At 71.9% G+C, this 17233-nt stretch carries 16 protein-coding genes; 4 read left to right on the top strand and 12 right to left on the bottom strand.

Features of this window, described 5'->3' with window-relative positions; translation table 11 throughout:
- Positions 1-6 precede the first annotated feature (6 nt).
- The 11 genes from hypE to AB0J88_RS06740 all read right to left on the bottom strand — a co-directional run bounded on the left by hypE (position 7) and on the right by AB0J88_RS06740 (position 11663).
- Complete coding sequence (gene hypE / locus AB0J88_RS06790; protein WP_364356240.1) at positions 7-1059, bottom strand: hydrogenase expression/formation protein HypE; 1053 nt, start codon at positions 1057-1059, stop codon at positions 7-9.
- The gene (hypD, locus tag AB0J88_RS06785; RefSeq protein ID WP_364356243.1) at positions 1056-2156 is read right to left on the bottom strand and encodes a hydrogenase formation protein HypD; all 1101 of its coding nucleotides are present in this window, start codon (positions 2154-2156) and stop codon (positions 1056-1058) included. Before hypD ends, hypE begins: the two co-directional genes overlap by 4 nt.
- Complete coding sequence (locus tag AB0J88_RS06780; protein ID WP_364356246.1) at positions 2153-2401, bottom strand: HypC/HybG/HupF family hydrogenase formation chaperone; 249 nt, start codon at positions 2399-2401, stop codon at positions 2153-2155. Before AB0J88_RS06780 ends, hypD begins: the two co-directional genes overlap by 4 nt.
- A gap of 16 nt (positions 2402-2417) precedes the next feature.
- Positions 2418-4949: a carbamoyltransferase HypF gene (gene hypF, locus AB0J88_RS06775; RefSeq protein WP_364356249.1), complete on the bottom strand. Its 2532-nt coding sequence runs from the start codon at positions 4947-4949 to the stop codon at positions 2418-2420.
- Positions 4950-4952: 3 nt separating this feature from the next.
- Positions 4953-5522: a hydrogenase maturation protease gene (locus AB0J88_RS06770; protein ID WP_364356252.1), complete on the bottom strand. Its 570-nt coding sequence runs from the start codon at positions 5520-5522 to the stop codon at positions 4953-4955.
- A 112-nt stretch (positions 5523-5634) separates the two neighbouring features.
- Complete coding sequence (locus tag AB0J88_RS06765) at positions 5635-6999, bottom strand: hypothetical protein (RefSeq protein WP_364356255.1); 1365 nt, start codon at positions 6997-6999, stop codon at positions 5635-5637.
- On the bottom strand, positions 6996-7628 hold the full coding sequence (locus AB0J88_RS06760; protein WP_364356258.1) for a DUF6084 family protein: 633 nt from the start codon (positions 7626-7628) through the stop codon (positions 6996-6998). The genes AB0J88_RS06765 and AB0J88_RS06760 overlap by 4 nt, the downstream gene beginning before the upstream one ends.
- Complete coding sequence (locus tag AB0J88_RS06755; RefSeq protein ID WP_364356261.1) at positions 7625-8251, bottom strand: DUF5947 family protein; 627 nt, start codon at positions 8249-8251, stop codon at positions 7625-7627. Before AB0J88_RS06755 ends, AB0J88_RS06760 begins: the two co-directional genes overlap by 4 nt.
- Entirely contained in the window at positions 8248-8799 is a 552-nt protein-coding gene (locus tag AB0J88_RS06750; protein ID WP_364356264.1) for a hypothetical protein, read from the bottom strand. The genes AB0J88_RS06755 and AB0J88_RS06750 overlap by 4 nt, the downstream gene beginning before the upstream one ends.
- Positions 8796-10586: a nickel-dependent hydrogenase large subunit gene (locus tag AB0J88_RS06745; RefSeq protein ID WP_364356267.1), complete on the bottom strand. Its 1791-nt coding sequence runs from the start codon at positions 10584-10586 to the stop codon at positions 8796-8798. Before AB0J88_RS06745 ends, AB0J88_RS06750 begins: the two co-directional genes overlap by 4 nt.
- Before the next feature lie 21 nt (positions 10587-10607).
- On the bottom strand, positions 10608-11663 hold the full coding sequence (locus AB0J88_RS06740) for a hydrogenase expression protein HypE (protein WP_364356270.1): 1056 nt from the start codon (positions 11661-11663) through the stop codon (positions 10608-10610).
- 87 nt (positions 11664-11750) lie between these two features.
- Here AB0J88_RS06740 and AB0J88_RS06735 point away from each other — a divergent pair, with 87 nt between their 5' ends.
- The 3 genes from AB0J88_RS06735 to AB0J88_RS06725 all read left to right on the top strand — a co-directional run bounded on the left by AB0J88_RS06735 (position 11751) and on the right by AB0J88_RS06725 (position 13748).
- On the top strand, positions 11751-12113 hold the full coding sequence (locus AB0J88_RS06735; RefSeq protein WP_364356273.1) for a hydrogenase maturation nickel metallochaperone HypA: 363 nt from the start codon (positions 11751-11753) through the stop codon (positions 12111-12113).
- Positions 12114-12179: 66 nt separating this feature from the next.
- The gene (gene hypB, locus AB0J88_RS06730) at positions 12180-12794 is read left to right on the top strand and encodes a hydrogenase nickel incorporation protein HypB (RefSeq protein ID WP_364356276.1); all 615 of its coding nucleotides are present in this window, start codon (positions 12180-12182) and stop codon (positions 12792-12794) included.
- A gap of 63 nt (positions 12795-12857) precedes the next feature.
- The gene (locus AB0J88_RS06725; protein ID WP_364356279.1) at positions 12858-13748 is read left to right on the top strand and encodes a S41 family peptidase; all 891 of its coding nucleotides are present in this window, start codon (positions 12858-12860) and stop codon (positions 13746-13748) included.
- Positions 13749-13764: 16 nt separating this feature from the next.
- Here the strand turns inward: AB0J88_RS06725 and AB0J88_RS06720 are convergent, their stop codons facing one another.
- Complete coding sequence (locus AB0J88_RS06720) at positions 13765-15033, bottom strand: GDSL-type esterase/lipase family protein (RefSeq protein WP_364356282.1); 1269 nt, start codon at positions 15031-15033, stop codon at positions 13765-13767.
- Between the two features lie 62 nt (positions 15034-15095).
- Here AB0J88_RS06720 and AB0J88_RS06715 point away from each other — a divergent pair, with 62 nt between their 5' ends.
- A complete protein-coding gene (locus AB0J88_RS06715) occupies positions 15096-17210 on the top strand; it encodes a glycoside hydrolase family 3 C-terminal domain-containing protein (RefSeq protein ID WP_364356285.1) in 2115 nt (704 codons plus the stop codon).
- Positions 17211-17233: the final 23 nt, after the last annotated feature.

Genomic DNA, 17233 nt, shown 5'->3' with positions numbered 1-17233 from the left:
GACACCTCAGCAGATCCGCGGCAGCTGCTCGCCGATCGGCAGGCTGATCACCCGCGTGCCCCCGAGCGCCGTCCGCGCGACGACCATCCCGGGGTGCTCGGTGACGCAGGTGCCGATGGCCCGCGCGCCGGCGCCGAGCGGGTGCGCGCGCATCGCCGCCAGCACCTGCTCGGCCGCGCCCGGTGCCACGATCGCGATCAGCTTGCCCTCGTTGGCGACCTGCAACGGGTCGAGCCCGAGCAGGCTGCACGCGTCCCGCACGGCGGCCGGCACCGGCAGGTCCCTCTCGGCCAGCGAGACACCGACCCCCGACGCCCGCGCGATCTCGTTGAGCGACGCGGCCACCCCGCCCCGGGTCGGGTCCCGCAGCGCCCGCACGTCGCCGCCGCTGCCCAGCATCGCGGCGACCAGCCCGGCCAGCGGCGCGGTGTCGCTGAGCACCGAGGTGCCGAACGACAGGCCGTCGCGGCAGCTCATGACCGCGATGCCGTGCACGCCGATGTCGCCGCTGACCAGCACCACGTCGCCCGGGCGGGCGCGGCGCGGGCCGATCTCCACGCCGGACGGGACCAGACCGATGCCCGCCGTGGTGACGAACACCCCGTCGCCGCTGGCGCTGTCGACCACCTTGGTGTCGCCGGTGACCAGCCGCACCCCGGCGGCCGCGGCGGCCAGGCCCATCGCCTGCGCGATCCGGCCCACGACCGCGAGGTCGGTGCCCTCCTGCAGGATGAACGCCGTCGACAGGAACAGCGGCGTCGCGCCCGACATGGCCAGGTCGTTGACGGTGCCGTTGACGGCCAGGTCACCGATCGACCCACCGGGGAAGAACATCGGCTTGACCACGTACGAGTCGGTGGAGAACGCCAGCCGCGCACCGCCCGCGGTGACCACGGCCGAGTCGCCGAGGTCGTCGGGCGAGGCGCCGAACGCCGGCAGGAAGAGCTGCTCGACCAGTTCGGCCGACATCGCACCGCCGCCGCCGTGCGCCATCACCACCGCCGGGGTGTCGCGCAGCGGCACCGGGCACGACCACGCCGAGAAGTCCACAGTGGTCACGAGCCCACCAGCTCCAGCCGGCGGTACGCGTAGTAGGCCGCACACGCGCCCTCGGACGACACCATCGTCGCGCCGAGCGGGTTGCGCGGCGTGCACTGCTTGCCGAACGCCGCGCACTCGTGGGGCTTGATGTGCCCCTGGAGCACCTCGCCGGCCCGGCACAGCGGTGACTCGTCGGTGCGGATCTCGCCGACCGCGAACCGCTCCTCGGCATCGAACTCGCGGTAGCGCTCCGAGAGCCGCCACCCGCTGCCCGGGATCGTCCCGATGCCCCGCCAGGTGCGGTCGGCCACTTCGAAGACGTCCTCCAGCATCGCGCGCGCGGGCAGGTTCCCCGCGGACGGAACCACGCGCGGGTAGGCGTTGCCCACCTCGGCCCGCCCCGCCTCCAGCAGCACGACCGTCTGGCGGATGCCCTCGAGGATGTCCAGCGGCTCGAAGCCGGTCACCACGATCGGCACCCCGTACTTCGCGGCCAACGCCGGGTACTGGTCGGTGCCCATCACGCTGCACACGTGGCCGGCGGCGAGGAACGCCTGCACGCGGCAGGACGGCGACTCCATGATGGCCGCGATCGCCGGCGGCACCAGCACGTGCGAGACCAGCAGCGAGAAGTTGCGGATGCCGAGTCGCCGGGCCTGGTGCACGGTCATCGCGTTGGCCGGCGCCGTGGTCTCGAAGCCGATCCCGAAGAACACCACCTCGCGGTCGGGGTGGGCCTTGGCGATCTCCAGCGCGTCCAGCGGCGAGTAGACCACCCGTACGTCGGCGCCCTGACTCTTGACGGTGAACAGGTCGCGCCCGCTGCCCGGGACCCGCAGCATGTCGCCGAACGAGCAGAAGATGACCCCGGGCCGCGACGCGATGGCCAGCGCCCGGTCGATCATCTCCAGCGGGGTCACACAGACCGGGCAGCCCGGCCCGTGGATGAGCTCGATGCCGTCGGGCAGGAGCTGGTCGATGCCGTGCCGGATGATCGAGTGGGTCTGCCCGCCGCAGACCTCCATCATCGCCCAGGGCTTCGTGGTGACCGCGTGGATCGCTTCGAGCAGCCGGCGCGCGAGCACCGGGTCACTGAACTCGTCGAGATACTTCATTTCGCCCCGAACTCCTCCTCGAGAATGCCCAGCCGTTCGAAGTTTGCAAGTGTTTGCAATGCCGCTTGCTCGTCGAGCCGCTGGATCGCGAACCCGACGTGCACGACGACGTACTCGCCGACGGTCGCGTCGGGCACGTACTGCAGGCAGACGTCCTTGCGCACACCGCCGAAGTCGACGTCGGCCATCAACGTCCCGTCGCGTTCGACGATGCTCATGACCTGTCCGGGTACTGCCAGGCACACGGTGGTGGTTCCCCCTCTACGATGCGGCGGAGATCAACAACTGCCCGAGCGCGATGCCGCCGTCGTTGGGCGGCAGCAGACGCGGGCGCAGCACGGTGAAGCCCCGGTCGGCGAGCAGCCGTTCGGCCCCGTCGAGCAGGACAGCGTTCTGGAAGACCCCACCACCTAGCGCAACGGTGTTAAGGCCGGTGCGGTCGCGGGCGCGGTCGGCGAGATCGGCGATGAGCGCGGCGACGGTGACGTGGAAGACGGCCGCGATCTCCGCGATTGGCACTCCGGCACGCAGATCGGCCACGACCGCCCGGATCAGCTCCGCAGGCTCAGCCACCAACGGACCACGATCGAGGATCACCATGGGATACGCGCGACGGGGCGAGCGGTCGCGGGCAAGGCCCTCCAGCACGATGGCGGCCTCGGCCTCGTAGTCGACGACATGCTTGGCACCGACCAGGGAGGCCACGGCGTCGAACAGGCGGCCCATGCTGGACGTCGGCACGCTGCCGAACGCGGTGTCGAGCTGGTGTGCGAGCACGTCCCGCTCGGCCTGCGGGCATGCCGCCACCGCCGGGATGTCGTTGGTCCACTCGATGCCCGCGTTGCGCAGGTGGGCGAGAGCCATCCGGTAGGGCCGCAACACACTCGCGTCGCCGCCGGCCAACGGCACGTAACCCAGGTGGGCGAAGCGCTCCGCGGACTTGTAGTCGCACAGCAGTACCTCGCCGCCCCAGACCGCGCCGTCCGTGCCGTAGCCGGTGCCGTCGAAGGCGATCCCGATAACCTGCTCCCCCGCGCCGACGCCGTGTTCGCCCATCACGGAGGCGATGTGGGCGTGGTGGTGTTGCGCGCGGTGCACCGGCCGCCCGTCGGCATGGTCGAGCGCCCATCGGGTGCTGCGATAGCCGGGGTGCGCGTCGGCGACGAGCCGCTCGGGCCGCACGCCCGTGAGCTCCTGGAGTTGGGCGGCGACCGCGGTCAGGGCGTCGACGGTGCGCAGGTCGTCCATGTCGCCGACGTGCGGGCTGAGCCAGGCGTAGCGGCCCTCGGCCACCGCGCAGGTGTTCTTCAGGTCGCCGCCGGCGGCCAACGTCGGCGGCACCTCGACGGGCAGCGCGACCGGCAGCGGCGCGTACCCCCGTGACCGCCGGACCGGAAGCGGCGCACCGCCGACGGTGCGGGTGACCGAGTCGTCGCACGGCACGTGAATCGGCCGGTCGTGGCGCAGCCAGGCGTCCGCGATGCCGGCGAGGCGCTCCAGCGCGTCCGGGTCGTCGGTGGCGATCGGCTCGCCGGAGACGTTGCCGGAGGTGAGCACGAGCGCGTCGGTGATCGGCGGGTCGCCGTCGAGGCCGAACAACAGCTCGTGCAGCGGCGTGTAGGGCAGCAGGACGCCGAGATCCGGGTTGCCGGGCGCGACCCCGTCCGCCAGGGGCTCGCGCTTGGGCGCCAGCACGATCGGCCGTTGGGCGCCGGCGAGCAACCGCTCCTCGTCGTCGGTCAGCACCGCGACCCGGCGGGCGGTGGCGAGGTCGGCGACCATCACCGCGAACGGCTTGCCACCGCGCCGCTTGCGGCGGCGCAACTCGGCGACCGCACGCTCGTCGCGGGCGTCGCAGGCCAGGTGGTAGCCGCCCAGCCCCTTGACCGCGACGATCCGGCCCTGGGCCAGCAGCTCGCGGGCGGTGCGCAGCGCGGTCTCGCCGTGCACCGGCGGCCAGCTGTGCCGGCCGGGGCCGCCGGTGACCAGCTCCAGGCGCGGGCCGCAGTCGGGGCAGGCGATCGGCTGGGCGTGGAAGCGGCGGTCGGCGGGGTCCTCGTACTCCCCGCGGCAGGCCTCGCACATCGGGAAGCCGGCCATCGTGGTGGTGTCCCGGTCGTACGGCAGGGCGGTGATGATGGTCAGCCGCGGGCCGCAGTTGACGCAGGTGATGAACGGGTGCCGGTAACGGCGGTCGGCCGGGTCACGCAGCTCGGCGCGGCAGTCCGCGCACGTGGCGACGTCGGGCGAGGCGAGGGTCCGGGACCGGCCGGTCGGCCCGGAGTCCTCGATGGTGAAGCCGGTGCCACCCTCGACGTCCATCGTGGACTCCGTGACGGTCTCGACGACGGCCAGCGGCGGCGGTTCGGTGCGCAGGCGGCGGCCGAACGTGTCGAGGGCGTCCGGCAGGCCCTCGACCTCGACGGTGACGCCGGTCGCGGTGTTGGCCACCCGGCCGCTGAGCGCGAGGTCGGTCGCGGTGGCGTAGACGAACGGGCGGAAGCCGACGCCCTGCACGACGCCGGTCACCTCGTAGCGGCGGCGTTCTCGGCGGTCGGCCGCACGACCGCGGCCGATGAGCTCCAGCCCGTCGAGGGCGGTGCGGGCGCGGACGCGGTCGATGAGCTCGACCGCGAAGCCCATGTGGATGAGCACCCAGGCGCCCGGCTCCGGCGGCTCGTCGAGCATGCCGACGTTGACCCGGCGGGCGGCGCCTTCGACGTCGACGAGCGCGAGCTGGCCCTCGTACCCGGGAACGAGTTCGACGACCTGTCCCGGGATGCCCAGGCACATGTGTCAGGTCCCTTCGGTGGTGAGCTTGCCGAGCAGGACGTCGACCGCGGCGGCCGCTTCAGGGACCGCGGCGGCGACGGCGGGGCTGAGGCCGATGCCTTCGTCGAGGTTGGCCGGCCGGCAGCCGACCACGTAGGTGGGCGGCAGGGTGCCACCCAGGCGACGGACGGTGGCGAGGACCGTCGCGGGATCCATCGCGTGGGCGTCCACGCCAGCGGAGACCGGGACGTCGTTGGCTGAGCCGACGGTCAACACAGTGACCGTGCCCGGCTCGTCGTCGCCGGGTAGGGCGTCGATCAGGATCAGGGCCGCGACGCCGTCGCCTTTGAAACTGAACGAACGTTCGTTTTTGGAAGAATCGACCGCGCCGCCTGCCAAACTGAACGAACGCTCGCTTTCTGAAGCGGGGGCGAGCAAGTCGTAGGCCAGGTGCAGGCCGCGGATGCCGTAGTCCACGACGCGTACCTGGTCGGGCAGGTTTCCCCGCTCGACCAGGTGGCGGGCGACGGCCGGCCCGAAGCCGTCGTCGCCCAGGAAGACGTTGCCGATGCCGGCTATCAGGACCGAGCTCACATCGAGCGGATCTTCAGGTAGCGCCGGATGTCCGGGATCGACCGGACCGTCACCACCAGCGCCACCAGGGCCAGGCCGGCCCCGAGCCCCGCGGTCACCATGCCGAGTCTTCTCATGATCGGCTCTCCTCTCTCTCTATCGGCTTCGCGTCGCCGGTGAGCGGTTCGAGCTCGTCCGGCGCGAAGTAGAAGTAGCGGCCGTACCAGTCGTGCAGGTCTGCCGCGGGGTCGTCGACGAGGACCAGGGCGACGTGTACGCCACCGTCCACGTCGGACAGCACGGCGGTCACGCGGGCCACCTGGTCGGCGAAGAACAGGTCCTGGGCGTCCGCGCGGCGGCTCGGGTGCACCCGGACCAGGCTGCCCTTGCCGACCGGCACACCGTTGATGACAACGACGTCGGTGTCGGGCGAGACGGCGGCGTCGGCGGCCGGGTCCCACCACGGCGCTCCCCCGGTGTCGAACGACGGGGGCTCGACGTCGCGCAGGTCCGCCAGGGGGTCGCGGAGAATCCCGTGCAGCGCCTGGAGCTCCTCGGGCGTGAGTCCGTCGCAGCGGTCGATGATGGCGGCGACCTGCGGGTCGGTGGCCCGCGCCTCGGCCTTCTCCGCCTCGGTCATCGTCATGATGCGCAGCACGAGGATCTCGTCGATCTCGGTCGCGTCGAACAGGGCGCCGGGGCTCTGCTCGGCCACCTCGGGGTGGTCGTAGAGGATGATCGGCGAGCCGAGCACCAGATCGGTGGCACCGGGCGGACCGGCGAGCACGGGCCAGCAGCGGTGCTGGACACAGCGGGCGGCGGCCGCCGCGGCGTCGGCGGGCGGGTCGATCACCGAGACGAATCCGGCACCCGCGGCCCGCAGCACCAGGTGCGCGCCGAGCAGCGACCTGCGCGTCGCGTCGTCCTTCGTGGACAGGGCTCCGTCGTACGCGTTCTCCACCGCGACCGTGAGTCGGGTGTGTGCGCCGTCGCGCTCCGCGGCCAGCCGCAGGTGCGCGCGCACGGGCCAGCGCCGCCGGACGACCTGCCCGACGACCGCGCCGGTCCCGCCGTGCAGCGGCTCGACGTCCTCCCCGCCGGAGAGCTCGACCCGCAGCTCGCCGTCGGGTCCGACCGGCTGCCCCGTGAACACCGCCTCGCGCTCGACCGCCTCGTCCCAGGTGAGCACCGTGCGGCCGGCGACGTCGAGCGCCTCGACGTCGGTGTAGCCGCCGTCGGCGTCCAAGCGCCGGACCTGTCGGGACTGAAGCTGGAGGAAGCGCAGGTGCACGTCCACCATGGGCTCGGGGCCGTCGAGCAGGCACTGCACCGCCATGCCGGACTCCTCGCCCAGCCCGCGCTCGGCCGCACCGGGCGGGCCGAGCACCCCGAACTGCCACCGGGTGCGGTTCTTCTGCGCGCTGGCCCGGTAGGGGTAGAGCAGGTAGCCCTCGTAGAGCACGGCGTCGGCGACGGCGCGGACGGCATCCAGGCTCATGTCAGCACCTCTGCGGGCAACAGCGACCGGATCGTCTCGTCCCAGCTGATGTGCCCGTGCCGGGCACGGACCGCGGCCAGGGCGTCGAGCACCTCACGGTCCAGGCGGATCCAGCCGGTGCCCGGGAAGTACCGCTCGATGAGGTCACGCCAGACGGCTACCGGGAGGTCGTACGACGCCGACCGGTCCCAGGGCACGGGCTCGACCGAGAAGCCGGTGGCGCCGGGCACGAACACGGTGCCGGAGAACAGGAAGGTCAGCGGGACCGTGCCGGCGTGCAGCGCGTGCAGGTAGCTGGTGCCGACCACGTCCAGGTCGTACGTGCAGGGCAGCGCCAGGTCGACGTCGGTGCCGCCGGCGAAGCCGGGCACGGTGGTGTCGCAGCGCAGCCACGGGAACGAGCGCACGGTGTCGGCCCAACGCTCCCGGCCGCCGAACAGCCCGCGCAGCGCCTCGCCCTCGTCCGTGTCGTAGCCGCGCCGCGCCGGGTCGACCCGCACCTGGCAGCGCAGCGTCATCGCGTGCACCCGGCGGTCGGCGTCGTCCTCGATGCGCAGCTTGGCCGTCAGCTGCGGGGTCACGGCGTGCGGCTCGGCGACGACGTCGCGGACGGTGAAGCCCAGGGTCATCCGTCGACGCTCCGCTGCTCGACCGTGGCGAAGAACTCGGCGATCGCGGCCCGCGCCTCGGACCCGCCGTCGAAGCCGCGCCAACCCCGGCGGAGCGTGCCGACGAGCTCGTAGCAGACGTCGATGGGCACCAGGTGGCACGAACCTTCGTGCGCGGCGCCGGGCGCGGCGCGGCGGACCAGCAGCGCCTCGACGTCGGGGCGCAGCGTGGCGAGCTCCGGGTGGGCGGCGAGCACGCCGTCCCATGCCTCCAGCGGCAGTTCCGACTCGGTGGCGCCGGCCGGGCTCGGGTAGAACGCGACGAGGCGCCCCTGCACCGAGTTCTGGAACAGGAACGCCAGCCCGACCGGGATGTCCAGCGCGTCGAACGCCGGGCCGTCGGCGGACACGTCCGGGAAGCGCAGGTAGCGGTCCGGCACGGCGCGGTAGCGCTGGTCGGCGTCGCCGGCGAAGAGCAGGTAGCAAGGGCGGCAGGCGCACATCAGCGCGCGGCCCTCCAGGTGCACGACGTGGCCGTGCTCCTCCCGCACCGGCTGGGCGCACAGGTCGCAGTGCTCCCCCGGGACCCGCGCTGCCGGCCGGTCCCGGCTGATCCGGCGCAGCGCGCCGAGGGCCGGTGTCACGGCGCCTCCGCGGGCGCCGGCCCGACCCGGCTGAACAGCGACCCGATCGGGATGACGGCGCCCGCCGCGCGGTCCGGCTCGACCACCTCGATGGTCACCACCTCGGGTGCCGCGTCCGCGATCGCCGACTCCACGGCCGTCTTCAGCGGCGCGGAGGAGCAGCCACTGGCGGTCAGGCGTACGCGGGCGATCCCCTCGTCCGTGATGTCGATCAGCGTGGCCTCGCCTCCCGGGGCGACCGCCGCGAGGGCCTTCGTCACCCGGGTCGACGCGCTCTCCGGGTGCAGGCCGTGCACGAGCAGCAGGCTGGCGACCAGGTCGTCGGCGGCGAGCGCGTCGAGCACGTCGTCGGTCAGCGCGCCGCGCTCGTGCAGCAGGTCGAGGAGCCGTTCCAGGCCCGCGCCGTAGAGGTCGACGACGAGCCGGACCAGTTCCTCGGCCCGCTGCCGGGCCACCGCTCCGCCGGCCGCACTGGCCGTGATCAGGGCCTCGATCCGGTCGCCGGCCCCACGCCAGTCGACCGGAGCCGCCTGTTCCACAGTGGTCACTCGGCGCCCGCCGACTGCGTGGGCGAGTGCAGCATTTCCAGCTTCTTGCCGTTGCCGAGGTACATGTGCACGCCGCAGGGCAGGCAGGGGTCGAAGCTGCGGACCGTGCGCATGATGTCGATGCCCTTGAAGTGCTCCCGGTCGTTCTCCTCGAAGATCGGCTGACCCTGCACCGCGTCCTCGTACGGGCCGGGAGTGCCGAAGCTGTCGCGCGGGCTGGCGTTCCACGGGGTCGGCGGGTACGGGTGGTAGTTGGCGATCTTCCCGTCCCGGATCACCATGTGGTGGGACAGCACGCCGCGCACCGCCTCGGTGAAGCCACAGCCGACGCCGTCCTTGGGCACGTCGAACTTCTCCCAGGTCTTGGTGCGCCCGGCGCGGATCTCGACCAGGGCCTGCTCGGCGAAGTGCAGCGCGCAGGCGGCCGCGTACGCCTGGAAGTAGGTCCTGGCCCGGTTCCGTTCGAGGGTGTTGCTCCACTGGGGAATGCGCCACTCCAGCTCGACCGGGCCCTTGAGCGCGGTCTTCGGGAGGTTGATCTTCACGCTGCGGCCGGTCGACTGCACGTAGCCGATGTCCACGAGACCGGCCAGCGCGGTGGACCAGAGCCGGGCGAGCGGTCCGCCCCCGGTGTCCAGGGCCAGGTAGTCCTTGCCGTCGAACCAGCGCGGCGACATCACCCAGCTGTAGTTGCTGTCCAGGTCGCGCTTCTGCGGCTGCGGGTTGGTGTGTTGGTTCCACGGGTGGCGGCGGTCGACCGGGTTCCCCAGCGGGTCCTCGGTCACGAACATCTCCTGGCCTTCCCAGTCCTGGTAGTAGGACGAGCCGAGCAGGATGCGGATGCCGAGGTTGATGCGGACCAGGTCCGTGGTGACCAGCTTGCCGTCGACGATGACACCCGGGGTCACGTACATCTTGCGACCCCAGTCCGTCATGTCCTTATACTCGAAGTTGCAGTGCTCGGGGTCCTGGAACGAGCCCCAGCAGCCGAGCAGGATCCGCCGGTTGCCGACCATCTCGTAGCCGGGCAGCGCCTGGTAGAAGAAGTCGAAGAGGTCGTCGTGCATCGGCACGACCTTCTTCATGAACTCCACGTAGCGCATCAGCCGGCTCAGGTAGTCGGTCATGAGCTGGATGGTCGCGACCGTGCCGACGCCGCCCGGGTAGAGCGTCGAGGGGTGCACGTGGCGCCCCTCCATCAGGCAGAACATCTCGCGGGTCATCCGGCTGACCTGGAGCGCCTCGCGGTAGTGCTCGCCGGTGAACGGGTTGAGCGCCCGCATGATGTCGCCGATCGTGCGGTAGCCGTGCGCGCCGGCGTTGGGTGCCTCGGTGCGGTTGGCCATCTCCAGCACGCCGGGGTTGGTCTCGGCGACCATCTTCTCGCAGTAGTCGACCCCGACCAGGTTCTCCTGGAAGATGTTGTGGTCGAACATGTACTCGGCCGCTTCGCCGAGGTTGACGATCCACTCGGCGATGGCCGGGGGCTTCACGCCGTACGCCATGTTCTGCGTGTAGCACGAACAGGTCGCGTGGTTGTCGCCGCAGATGCCGCAGATCCGGCTGGTGATGAAGTGGGCGTCGCGCGGGTCCTTGCCCTTCATGAAGATGGAGTACCCGCGGAAGATCGAGCTGGTGCTGTGGCACTCGGCGACGACCCGCTGGTTGAAGTCGATCTTCGTGTAGATGCCCAGGCTCCCGACGATGCGGGTGATCGGGTCCCACGCCATGTCCACCAGGGACTCGGTGCCGGTTCCCGGCGCGCGCTGCGGTTGCGTGACCGTCATCGTGTTCTCGGCCTCTCTCGGTTACCAGGTGCGCTTCGCGCCGGTGGTCAGTTCGCGGCCGCGCTTGCGCCACTTGGGCTCGCGGTCGAGCGTGTGGGTCGTGATGCCGCGCAGGCGGCGCATTGTGGTGCCGTACGCGGCGATCGTGGTCGAGGAGAGCTTCCCGCCGGGCGGCTCGTCCATGAACGGCATGAACTTGTCCGGAAAGCCGGGCATCGTGCAGCCGATGCAGATGCCGCCGACGTTGGGGCAACCGCCGAGGCCGTTCATCCAGCCGCGCTTCGGCACGTTGCACTTGACGGCCGGACCCCAGCAGCCGAGCTTGACGATGCACTTGGGCGACCCGTACTCGGTGGCGAAGTCGGCCTGCTCGTAGTAGCCGGCGCGGTCACAGCCCTCGTGCACGGTCGCGCCGAACAGCCAGGTCGGCCGCAGCGCGTCGTCGAGGGGGATCATCGGCGCCTGGCCGGTGGCCATGTACAGAAGGTAGGTCAGCGTCTCCGACATGTTGTCGGGCTGGATCGGGCAGCCGGGCACGTTGACGATCGGGATCCCGGCCTTGGACTTCCAGTCCCAGCCGAGGTAGTCGGCCACGCCCATCGCCCCGGTCGGGTTGCCGGCCATCGCGTGGATGCCGCCGTACGTCGCGCAGGTGCCGGTCGCCACGATCGCGGTCGCCTTGGGCGCGAGCCGATCGAGCCAGCCGCTCATCGTGATGGGCTGATCGGTCGCGGGGTTGTTGCCGAACCCGGTCCAGTAGCCCTCGCTGTGCAGCTCCTCGTTGGCGATCGAGCCCTCGACCACGAGTACGAAGGGGTCGAGCTCGCCGCGGTCGGCCTTGAAGAACCACTCGAGGAAGTCGTCCTGCCCGCCGTTGGGGCCGCACTCGAAGTCGATCAGTGGCCAGTGGACGGCCACCTTGGGCAGACCGGGGAGCGCCCCGAGCGCGATCTCCTCGATGCTCGGCTGGGTCGCGGCGGTCAGCGATACCGAGTCGCCGTCGCAGCTGAGTCCCGCGTTGATCCAGAGAACGTGGATCAGCGTGTCCTCGGCCTTGATCGCTTCCGCTGTGGGCATGGTGTCCGCCTTCCCCCTGCGCGTCCGGCGTCGCTGAACGTGCGTAGCTCGGTGCTCAGCGTAATATCGGACCTAGTCTGCAAGTGGGTGCAACGCAGACAAATCTCCGTTGGGGGTGCCGTGCACGAGCTGTCGATCACGCAGAGCGTCGTGGACGAGGTCAGTTCGCGCGCCGGCCGGCGTCGGGTGCACGCCATCCGCCTCCAGGTCGGGGCGTTGACGGCCGTCGTACCCGATGCCATGCACTTCTGCTTCGACCTGGTCACCGCCGGCACGGTCGCCGAGGGCGCCCGCCTCGACATCGACCTGGTGCCCGGCCGCGCGGCGTGTCGCTCGTGCGGCGTGTCGTTCGACCTGCCCGACCCCGTGTTGCTGTGCGCGTGCGGCAGCGCCGAAGTCTCGGTGCTGACCGGCCGCGAGTTGAAGATCGTCTCGATGGAGGTGGGCTGACCGGTGTGTGGCACCTGCGGCTGTGCTGACTCTGACTCGCACTCGCACGTTTCTCTCGAACAGAACGTGCTGGCCAAGAACGACGCGATCGCCCGCGACAACCGGGCGTGGCTGCGCAAGCGGAACGCGATCGCGCTCAACCTGATGAGCTCCCCCGGCGCGGGCAAGACCACGCTGCTGGAGCGGACCCTGACGGCCCTGGCCCGGGTACGGCCGGCCGCGGTGATCGAGGGCGACCAGGCCACCTCGCTGGACGCGGAGCGCCTGCGCCGCACCGGCGCGCCGGCGGTCCAGGTCAACACGGGAGCGGGCTGTCACCTCGACGCGGCCCTGGTGCGGTCGGCACTGTCCAGACTGGACCCACCGACCGGCGCGGTGGTCTTCGTGGAGAACGTCGGCAACCTGGTCTGCCCGGCCATGTTCGACCTGGGCGAACAGCGCAAGGTGGTCGTCATCTCGGTGACGGAGGGCACGGACAAGCCGCTGAAGTATCCCTACATGTTCGCGGCGGCCGACCTGGTGGTCGTCAACAAGATCGACCTGCTGCCGTACGTGGACTTCGACGTGGACCTGTGCGCGAAGAACGCCCGCTCGGTCAACCCGGACCTGGCGTTGCTGACCGTCTCGGCGACCACCGGCGAAGGCCTGCCCGCCTGGCTCGACTGGGTCGCGGCACAGTGACCCGGGCGCGCTGTTCGCCGTCGGCGTAGACCTGTTGGGGTCCGGTTCGCCTACCGTCGGCTCGTGGCCGTCGTCGAGTCCCGCCCTGTTCGTGATCGGGCGCCCAGCGTTCGCGTTGTCGTCGGCCGGCTGGTCGACTGGCTGGAGCGGCTGATGCCGGCCGGGTCCCGGCGCGACGGGCTGATGGCGGAGTTGTCGGCGCGGTTCGGCCAGGTCACCTCGCGGGTGACGGCGGCACACTGCGCCGCGATCGAGCAGGCCGCTTGGCCGACCTCGCGGCACGTCGCGCTGATCTGGGACGCCGACGGGACCGTCCCGGCCGACACCGAGGCAGGCGAGTGGCCGCCCGCGGATCCGGACCTGGTGCGGGCGCGGGCGGCGGCGGTGTCCCAGGTGGGCCGGCTCGAGGACGGGACGGGCGTCGTCCGGGTCGACGGGCTCGATCCGGTCGGGCTCGCGCAGCCGTACGTCGACGCGGCCTTCGGTCTGCTCCGCGGCTGCCGGCGGATCGTGCTCGACCTGCGCGGCAACGGCGGCGGCGATCCCGCGACGGTGGCCTGGATCGCCGGCTGGCTGCTGGGCGACCGGCCCGTCAAGCTCTCCGACGTGGTCGACCGCGACCGGAGCCGTCAGTGGTGGACGCCCACGCGGCCGCCGGGGACCGCCCTCCGGCAGGACGCGTTCGTGCTGGTCGGCCCCGGGACGTTCTCGTCGGGTGAGGCGCTCGCCTATCACCTGCGCGCTCGCGACCGGGTCACCGTCGTGGGGTCGGCCACTCCGGGTGCCGCCGACCACGTGCTGCCGATCCGGCTCGCGCCGACGGTGTTGGCCCACGTGCCGCGGGCGTACGTGGTCGACTCGGTGAGCGGCACCAACTGGGAAGGCCGCGGGGTGGTGCCGGACGTGCCGTGTGCGGCCGACGAGGCGCTCGACACCGTGCTGGGGAGGGCGTGACGGCGTCCCGGTGGCCCTAGCGGAACAGGCGCAGCGGGATCGCGTCGGCCATCGCGCGCATGCCGGCGTCGTTGGGGTGGAGGTGGTCGCCGCTGTCGTATGCCGGGAGCATGCGCAGTGGCTGGGCCGGGTCGCGTACGGCCCGGTCGAAGTCGATCACGCCGTCCCATTCGCCGCTCGTGCGGATCCAGGTGTTGAGGGCCTGCCGCTTGGCCTCGTTGGCCTCGGAGTAGTAGCCGGGGATCGTCGTGCCCTGGAACGGCGTCAGCGTGGCGCCGTACACGCGAAGGCCCGCCTCCCTCGCCCGGGCGATGAGCTCGCGGTGTCCGAAGATCAGGTCCTCGGCGGTGACCGTCTCGTCGGTCGGTGAGATCGAGCCGGGCTGGCCGATGTCGTTGATGCCCAGCAGCACGATGACGTGCTCTGCCCCGGCCCGCGCGACCACGTCGCGGTCGAAGCGGGACAGTGCGCTGTCGCCGAAGAGCGGGCCGAGGCCGCCGAAGATCGGGTCCGGCAGGGTGTTGCCGGCGTAGAGCAGGCGGTTGCCGCCGATGCCCGCGTTGACCACGCCGAGCCGGCGCAGCTCACGGTCGGCGCGCAGGCGCTCGGCCAGGAGATCGGGCCAGCGGTGGTTGGCATCGACGGTGGTGACGGCGCCGTCGGTGATCGAGTCACCGAAGGCGACGACGGAGCCCGCTCGTGGCGCACCGGTGACGCTGACGCCGGACAGGAAGTACCACGACGTGGTCTCCTGCGCTCCCGGCAGGCTGGCCGCCCGGGTGACGTCGCCCGCGGCGACGTACGTGTGCTGGAAGGCCGAGCTGTGGTGCGTGTCCGCGGGTGTCGACCGAGGGAGGAAGATGCTGATCACGAGGTCGGACCCGGCGCCGACCGGCAGTCGCACGGGATCGCTCAGCGCCGGCGCTCCGGCGGGGATCGAGAAGGAGGCGCGGCCACCGAAGGTGAGCGGACGATCGGTGCCCGGGACGATCTCGGAGCCGGCCCGGTGCCGGGCGACCCGCGCCGCACCGATGGCGAGCGGGCGTTCGCCGTACTCGTTGGACAGCCTGACCCGCAGCGCGGTGCCGCCGGTGCTCACGTGCACGACCTGCCGCAGGGTCTGGTTCTCGAACACGGTCGCGGGCTGTGGTGGGGTTGCCGCGGCGGTCACCGCCGTGCCCCAGGTGGCGACCCACGACTGCCCGGGGGCGTTCGCTGCCGCGGAACCGGTCAGGCTTGCCGTCGTCAGGACCGCCGCGGTGAGCAGCGTCAGGAACCGTCGCATGTGTCCCACCTCAACGCAGACAGTGACAACTGTCAAATTGTGGGGTGGGGGATCATGACGTGGTGACGACGTTCGAGGAGGCCGTGGGGCTGGTCCGCACCGGCTCGGTGACGGCCGCCGCGGCCGCGGACCAGATCCTCGCCCGGATGAGCGATCGGGAACTGTGCTGGCTGCTCGACGGCGATCTCCCGGTGCGCGCCGCGATCCGGCTGCCGGCGCTGATCAAGGCCGGCCCGGTCACCGCCGGGGCGCTCCCCCGGCTCGGCATCCCGGGCGTCCGGTTCAGCGACGGGCCGCGCGGGGTCGTGATGGGCCGGTCCACCGCGTTCCCGGTCACCATGGCTCGGGCCGCGACCTGGGACCCGTCGTTGGAGGAGCGGGTCGGTCTCGCGATGGGGTTGGAGGCGCGGGCGCAGGGTGCCAACTACTCGGGTGCCGTCTGCGTGAACCTGCTGCGGCATCCGGCGTGGGGGCGGGCGCAGGAGTGCTACGGCGAGGACCCGGTGCTGACCGGGCGGATGGGTGCCGCGCTGACCCGGGGGCTGCGGCACAACGTGATGGCGTGCGTGAAGCACTTCGCCCTGAACTCGATGGAGAACGCGCGCTTCGTGGTCGACGTGTCGGTCGACGAGCACGCTCTGCACGAGGTGTATCTGCCGCACTTCAAGGCGGTGATCGATGCCGGCGCCGAGTCGGTGATGAGCGCCTACAACTCGGTCAACGGGGCTTTCGCCGACCAGAACGCGGTGCTGCTGACCGACATCCTGCGTGACGAGTGGGGGTTCACCGGGTTCGTGACCAGCGACTGGGTGTGGGGCACGCACGACGCGGCCGCCAGCCTGCTGTCGGGGCTCGACATCGAGATGCCGCTGCGGATGCACCGGGCGCGGTCACTGCGCGTCGGGGTGGTGCCGCGAGCGGCGGTGGTGCGGTCGGCCCACCGGATCCTGGCGACGACGCTGCGGCACTATGCCGGACGGGCGGTCTCCGAGCCTTCGCCGGACGTGGTCGCATCACCGGCCCACCGCGCGTTGGCCTACGAGGTCGCCGTACGCGGAGCCGTGCTGCTCCGAAACGCCCCCGTGCCGATCGCGCCTGCGGCCGGCGCCGCTGTGTTGCCGCTGTCGGCTTCGTCGCGGGTGGCTGTGGTGGGGCGGCTGGCGGTCGAGCCGAATCTCGGAGACCGCGGGTCGTCGATGGTCGACCCGCCGTCGACGTCGTCGCCGCTGGCCGGACTGCGCGCGGTGTTTCCCGCCGCGTCCTATGTGGATGGCACGGACGTGTCCGCCGCCGCGTCGGTCGCTCGGGACGCCGACGTCGCTGTGGTCGTCGTGGGCATGGGTCCGACCGACGAAGGCGAACGCGTCACCAACGACGATCCGGCGAGCCTCGCGTTCCTCGGCTTCCCGTTCACCCTGCGCCCGGTGCAGCGGATGGCCGCGTGGCTGGCCCGGTGGGTGACGCGGTTCGGGCCGGGCGGCGACCGTACCCGGCTGACCCTCCACCCGCACGACGAGAACCTCATCGACGCGGTGGCGGGGGCCAACCCGCGGACCGTGGTGGTGGTGATCGGCGGCAGCGCGATCATCATGGAGGCCTGGCGGGAGAAGGTGGCCGCGATCCTGCTGGCGTGGTACCCGGGCATGGAGGGCGGCCGGGCCATCGCCGACATCCTCACCGGCGCCGCCGAACCCGGCGGTCGCCTGCCGTTCGCCATCCCCCGCGACGCGGCCCACCTACCCTTCTTCGACGCTTTGGCAACCAGCATCCGGTACGACGAATGGTGGGGCCAGCGAAAGCTCGACCGCGACGGGCACCGCGCCGCGTACCCCTTCGGATTCGGTCTGGGCTACACCAGTTTCTCGCTGACGTTGGTGGGGCGGCACGGGCGGGTGCGGATCACCAACACCGGCGAGCGGGCCGGTTCGACGGTCGCGCAGGTGTACGCGTTCGACGCCGACCGACCGGTGCCTTTGCTCGTCGGCTTCCAGCGGGTGTCGTTGGACGCGGGCGCCACCACCGAGGTGGACGTGGAGCTCGACCTGACCCCGACACGGCATCGCGACCCGGCCACCCGCACCTGGTCGCAACGCCTGGGCCGCTGGCGGATCGTCGCCTCCGCACACCACCCGGACAGCCTCGACGGTGCGCTGGACCTGATCAGTCCCAGCAGTTGAATACAGCTCTGCCAGGCGGCAGC

This window comes from Asanoa sp. NPDC049475, assembly GCF_040676915.1.
GTDB lineage: Bacteria > Actinomycetota > Actinomycetes > Mycobacteriales > Micromonosporaceae > Asanoa.
The sequence above is the reverse complement of the archived record's forward strand: the minus strand, read 5'-3'. Positions and strand labels throughout refer to the sequence as shown.

What these genes read in the sequence shown, in the direction of transcription:
- hypD (WP_364356243.1), bottom strand. Translation starts at nt 2,156, where the DNA reads ATGAAGTATCTCGACGAGTTCAGTGACCCGGTGCTCGCGCGCCGGCTG.
- hypF (WP_364356249.1), bottom strand. Translation starts at nt 4,949, where the DNA reads ATGTGCCTGGGCATCCCGGGACAGGTCGTCGAACTCGTTCCCGGGTAC.
- AB0J88_RS06765 (WP_364356255.1), bottom strand. Translation starts at nt 6,999, where the DNA reads ATGAGCCTGGATGCCGTCCGCGCCGTCGCCGACGCCGTGCTCTACGAG.
- AB0J88_RS06760 (WP_364356258.1), bottom strand. Translation starts at nt 7,628, where the DNA reads ATGACCCTGGGCTTCACCGTCCGCGACGTCGTCGCCGAGCCGCACGCC.
- AB0J88_RS06745 (WP_364356267.1), bottom strand. Translation starts at nt 10,586, where the DNA reads ATGACGGTCACGCAACCGCAGCGCGCGCCGGGAACCGGCACCGAGTCC.
- AB0J88_RS06740 (WP_364356270.1), bottom strand. Translation starts at nt 11,663, where the DNA reads ATGCCCACAGCGGAAGCGATCAAGGCCGAGGACACGCTGATCCACGTT.
- AB0J88_RS06720 (WP_364356282.1), bottom strand. Translation starts at nt 15,033, where the DNA reads ATGCGACGGTTCCTGACGCTGCTCACCGCGGCGGTCCTGACGACGGCA.